Below are 4,134 nucleotides of genomic sequence, written 5' to 3'. Positions count from 1 at the left end.
GCGGGTGTACGGGCGACCCGGGCGCGGCCACGCCGGTGGCGATCTTGGCGGGCATGATTGTCGCCCGCTCCGAGCGCCAGAGGGCGTCGAACAGGGCGAGCCCCTCGGCGTCGGAGAGCGCCGCCATGCCGCCCCGGTCGAGGCGACGGATGTCGGCCGAGTCGAGGTGGCCCGTCATGCCGCTGGCCTGTGCCCAGCGGCCCCACGCCAGCGCGACCGCCGGCAGGCCGAGGGCCCGCCGGTGCTCCGCCAGGGCGTCGAGGAACGCGTTGCCGGCGGCGTAGTTGCCCTGGCCCGGACCGCCGAACACGCCGGCGGCGGCGGAGAAGAGCACGAACGCGCTCAGGTCATGGCCGAGGGTGGCCCGGTGCAGGTTCCACGCCACGTCGACCTTGGGCCGCAGCACCGCGGCGAGGCGGTCGGGGGTGAGCGACTCGACGGTGGCGTCGTCGAGGACGCCGGCGGCGTGCACGACGGCGCGCAGCGGATGCCGCCGGTCCACCATGGACAGCACGTCCGCCACGGCGTCCGGGTCGGCCAGGTCGGCGGCGACGATCGACACGTCCGCGCCGAGCGCCTTCAGGTCGGCGAGCAGTTCGTCGGCGCCCTCGGCGTCCGGGCCGCGCCGGCTGACCAGCAGCAGCTGCCGGGCGCCGTGCGCGGTGACCAGGTGCCGGCAGAGCAGCGCGCCGAGGGTGCCGGTCGCCCCGGAGACCAGGACCGTGCCGTCGAGCCGGGGCGCCTGCGGAATGCTCAGGGCCAGCTTGCCGACGTGCCGGGCCTGGCTGAGGAAGCGGAACGCCTCGGGGGCGCGCCGGACGTCCCAGGTGCGCCGGGGCAGGGGCCGCAGCGCACCGGCGGCGAAAAGCGCCATCAGTTCGCCCAGCATCGCGCCGATCTTCTCCGGGCCGGCCTCGATGAGATCGAAGACCTGGTAGCTGACGCCCGGATGGTCGGCGGCGACCCGCCGCGGGTCCCGCTTGTCGGTCTTGCCCATCTCGACGAACCGGCCGCCGTCGGCGAGCAGCCGCAGCGACGCGTCGACGTACTCGCCGCGCAGGGCGTTGAGCACCACGTCGACGCCCCGCCCGCCGGTGCGGTGGGCGAACTCGTCGGCGAAGTCGAGGCTGCGGGAGGAGGCGAGGTGCGCGTCGTCGAAGCCGGTGTCGCGCAGCGCCGGCCACTTGCCGGGGCCGGCCGTGCCGTAGACCTCCGCGCCGAGGTGGCGGGCGATCTGCACGGCGGCCATGCCCACGCCGCCGGCCGCCGCGTGCACGAGCACGGACTCGCCCGCGCGCAGCCGGGCCAGCTCCACCAGCCCGTACCACGCGGTCAGGAAGACCACGGGCACGGCGGCGGCGTCGGTGTAGGACCAGCCGTCGGGGATGCGGGTGACCAGCCGGCGGTCGGTGACCGCCGCCGAGGCGAACGAGCCGGAGAAGATGCCCATCACCCGGTCGCCGGGGGCGAGGTCGGCGACGCCCGGCCCCACGCCGAGCACCACGCCGGCGCCCTCGTTGCCCAGCACCTCCTGGTCGGGGACCATGCCGAGGGCCAGCACCACGTCGCGGAAGTTCAGCCCGGAGGCGCGCATCCCGACCAGGACGTGGCCCGCCGGCAGTTCCCCGCCCGCCTCGGGACCGGGCAGCAGGGCGAGGTTCTCCAGCGTGCCCTTCTCGGTGACGTCGAGGCGCCACGGCACCTCGTCGGCGGGCAGCGGCAACACACCGGCGTCGCGGGCCCGGGCCAGCCGGGGCACGAGCGGCGCGCCGTCGCGCAGCGCGAGCTGCGGCTCGCCGGAGGCGACGGCCGCCGGGACGGCCGCCAGGGAGGCGGCGGCGTCGTCGGTGTCGAGCAGCGTGAACCGGCCGGGGTGCTCGGACTGCGCCGAGCGGACCAGCCCCCACAGGCTCGCCCGGGCCAGGTCGCAGGGGGCCTCGCCCGGGGCCGCGCCGACCGCGCCCCGGGTGTGCAGCACGAGCCGGGACCGCTCCAGCCGGGGCTCGCCCAGCCACTGCCGCACCAGCGCGAGGGCGTCGCGGGCCGCGTCGTGCGCGGCCTCACCGGCCCGCTGCGGGTCCGACTCCGCGCCGGAGCGCAGATCCAGCACCACATCGGGTACGTCCCCGGACTCCCCGATCTCGGCGACCAGCGCCGCCAGGTCGGCGTGGGACCGCACCGGGTGCCCGGCGGCGGCGAGCGCCCCGGCGAGGCCGAGGGTGTCGTCGCCGAGCAGCGCCCAGCGGGCCTCCCCGGCCGCCGCCCCGGTGTCCGTCAACGGCGTCCAGTCCAGGTGGAACACCGACGTGCGGCGCAGGGCGGCGCCCTCGTCGGCCCGGCCCGCGGCGACCGGGCGGAACGTCAGCGACTCGACGGTGGCGACCGGCTGGCCGGCGGTGTCGGCGAGCGTGACCGCGACGGTGTCCGGGCCGAGCGGGCGCAGCCGCGCCCGCAGCCGGGTGGCGCCGTGGGCGTGCAGGGCGACCGAGCGGAAGGCGAACGGCATCCAGCCCGCCCCCGAGGTGTCCGCCGCGTCGCCGAGCAGGGCGGTGACGCCGCTGGCCTGGAGGGCCGCGTCGAACAGGGCCGGGTGCAGCGCGAAGCGGGACGCGTCGGCGCTCGCCTCCTCGGGCAGGGCCACCTCGGCGTAGACCTCGCCGTCGCCGCGCCACACCCGGCGCAGCCCCCGGAAGGAGGGGCCGTAGCCGAGGCCGCCCTCGGCCGTCTGCGCGTACCAGGCGTCCAGGTCGGCGTCGACCTCGACGGCGTCGGCCGGCGGCCACTGCCCCGGAACGGCGGTCGGGGCGGGCAGCTGCGGCAGCAGGAGTCCCTCGGCGTGCCGGGTCCACTCGGCGTCGGCGTCCTCTTCGGGGCGGGAGTGCACGGTGACGCTCCGCTCGCCGGTGTCGGCGGGCGGGCCCACGCGTACCTGCACCTGCACGGCACCGGTCGCGGGGAGCACCAGCGGGTTGATCAGCGTCAGGTCGCCCACCTGGCCGGCGTCGACCTCGTCGCCGGCCCGGACCACCATGTCGACGACGCCGGTGCCGGGGACGATCACCGCCCCGCCGACGGCGTGGTCGGCCAGCCACGGGTGGGTACGCACCGACAGCCGCCCGGTCAGCACCACCGTCCGGTCGTCGGCGACGGGTACGGCCGCGCTGAGCAGCGGGTGCCCGGTGTCCTGGAGGCCGGCCGAGGCGACGTCGCGTACGCGGTGCGCGGGCGCGTCCAGCCAGTAGCGTCCCCGTTCGAAGGCGTAGGTGGGCAGTGCCACCACGTCGGTCTCGGCGAGTACGGCCGTCAGGTCGACGGGCAGGCCGATCGCGTGGGCGGTCGCGAGGTTGGTCAGCAGCCGCGTCGGATCGTCGTCACCGCGGCGCAGGCTGCCCAGGGTGTGCCCGGTGACGCCCGCATCGTCCAGGATCGCCGTCACCGGCATCGTCAACACCGGATGGGGGCTGATCTCGATGAACGTGGTGTGCCCGGCGGCGACAGCGACGCGCACGGCGGCGTCGAACTGCACGGTCAGCCGCAGGTTGTCGTACCAGTAACCGGCGTCCATCGAGGACGGGTCGACCCAGTCCCCCGTCAACGTCGAGACGAGCCGAGTGTGCCCCGGCTGCGGGCTCACGTCGGCCAGGTCCGCGCGCAACCGCTCCGCCACCTCCTGCACCGCCACGGAGTGCGACGCGTAGTCCACCGGGATCAACCGCGCCCGCACCCCGTCGGCCTGACACGCCTCCACCAGATCCGCGACCGGCTGCGGCGGACCCGACACCACCACCGTCGACGGACCGTTCACCGCCGCCACCCCGACACCCGGGAACGCCGACAGCCGCTCGGCCACCGCCTCCGCCGACAGGTCCACCGACGCCATCGTCCCCGTGCCCCGCAGCACCGTCAGCGCCCGCGACCGCAACGCCACCGCCTTCGCCGCGTCCTCCAGGGAGAGGATCCCGGCCACGCACGCCGCGCCGATCTCGCCCTGCGAGTGACCGACCACCGCCGCCGGGGTGACCCCGGCGTGCTGCCACACCGCCGCCAGGGCCACACCAACAGCCCACAGCACCGGCTGCACGACCTCGACCCGCTCCAGCCACGACTCGTCGTCACCGGTCAACACCGCAACGA

Annotated in this window: 1 protein-coding gene; it reads right to left on the bottom strand. The window is 76.5% G+C overall.

Going from position 1 to position 4,134, the window contains the following annotated elements:
• The coding region (locus tag KBX39_RS24975; RefSeq protein ID WP_247660562.1) for an SDR family NAD(P)-dependent oxidoreductase at positions 1-4,123 on the bottom strand (4,123 nt) is incomplete at its 3' end.
• Positions 4,124-4,134 lie beyond the last annotated feature (11 nt).

This window comes from Micromonospora sp. D75 (assembly GCF_018070405.1).
In the GTDB taxonomy this organism is placed as follows: Bacteria; Actinomycetota; Actinomycetes; order Mycobacteriales; family Micromonosporaceae; genus Micromonospora; species Micromonospora chalcea.
Note: the sequence above shows the minus strand (reverse complement) of the source record. Positions and strands in the feature narration are given on the sequence as shown.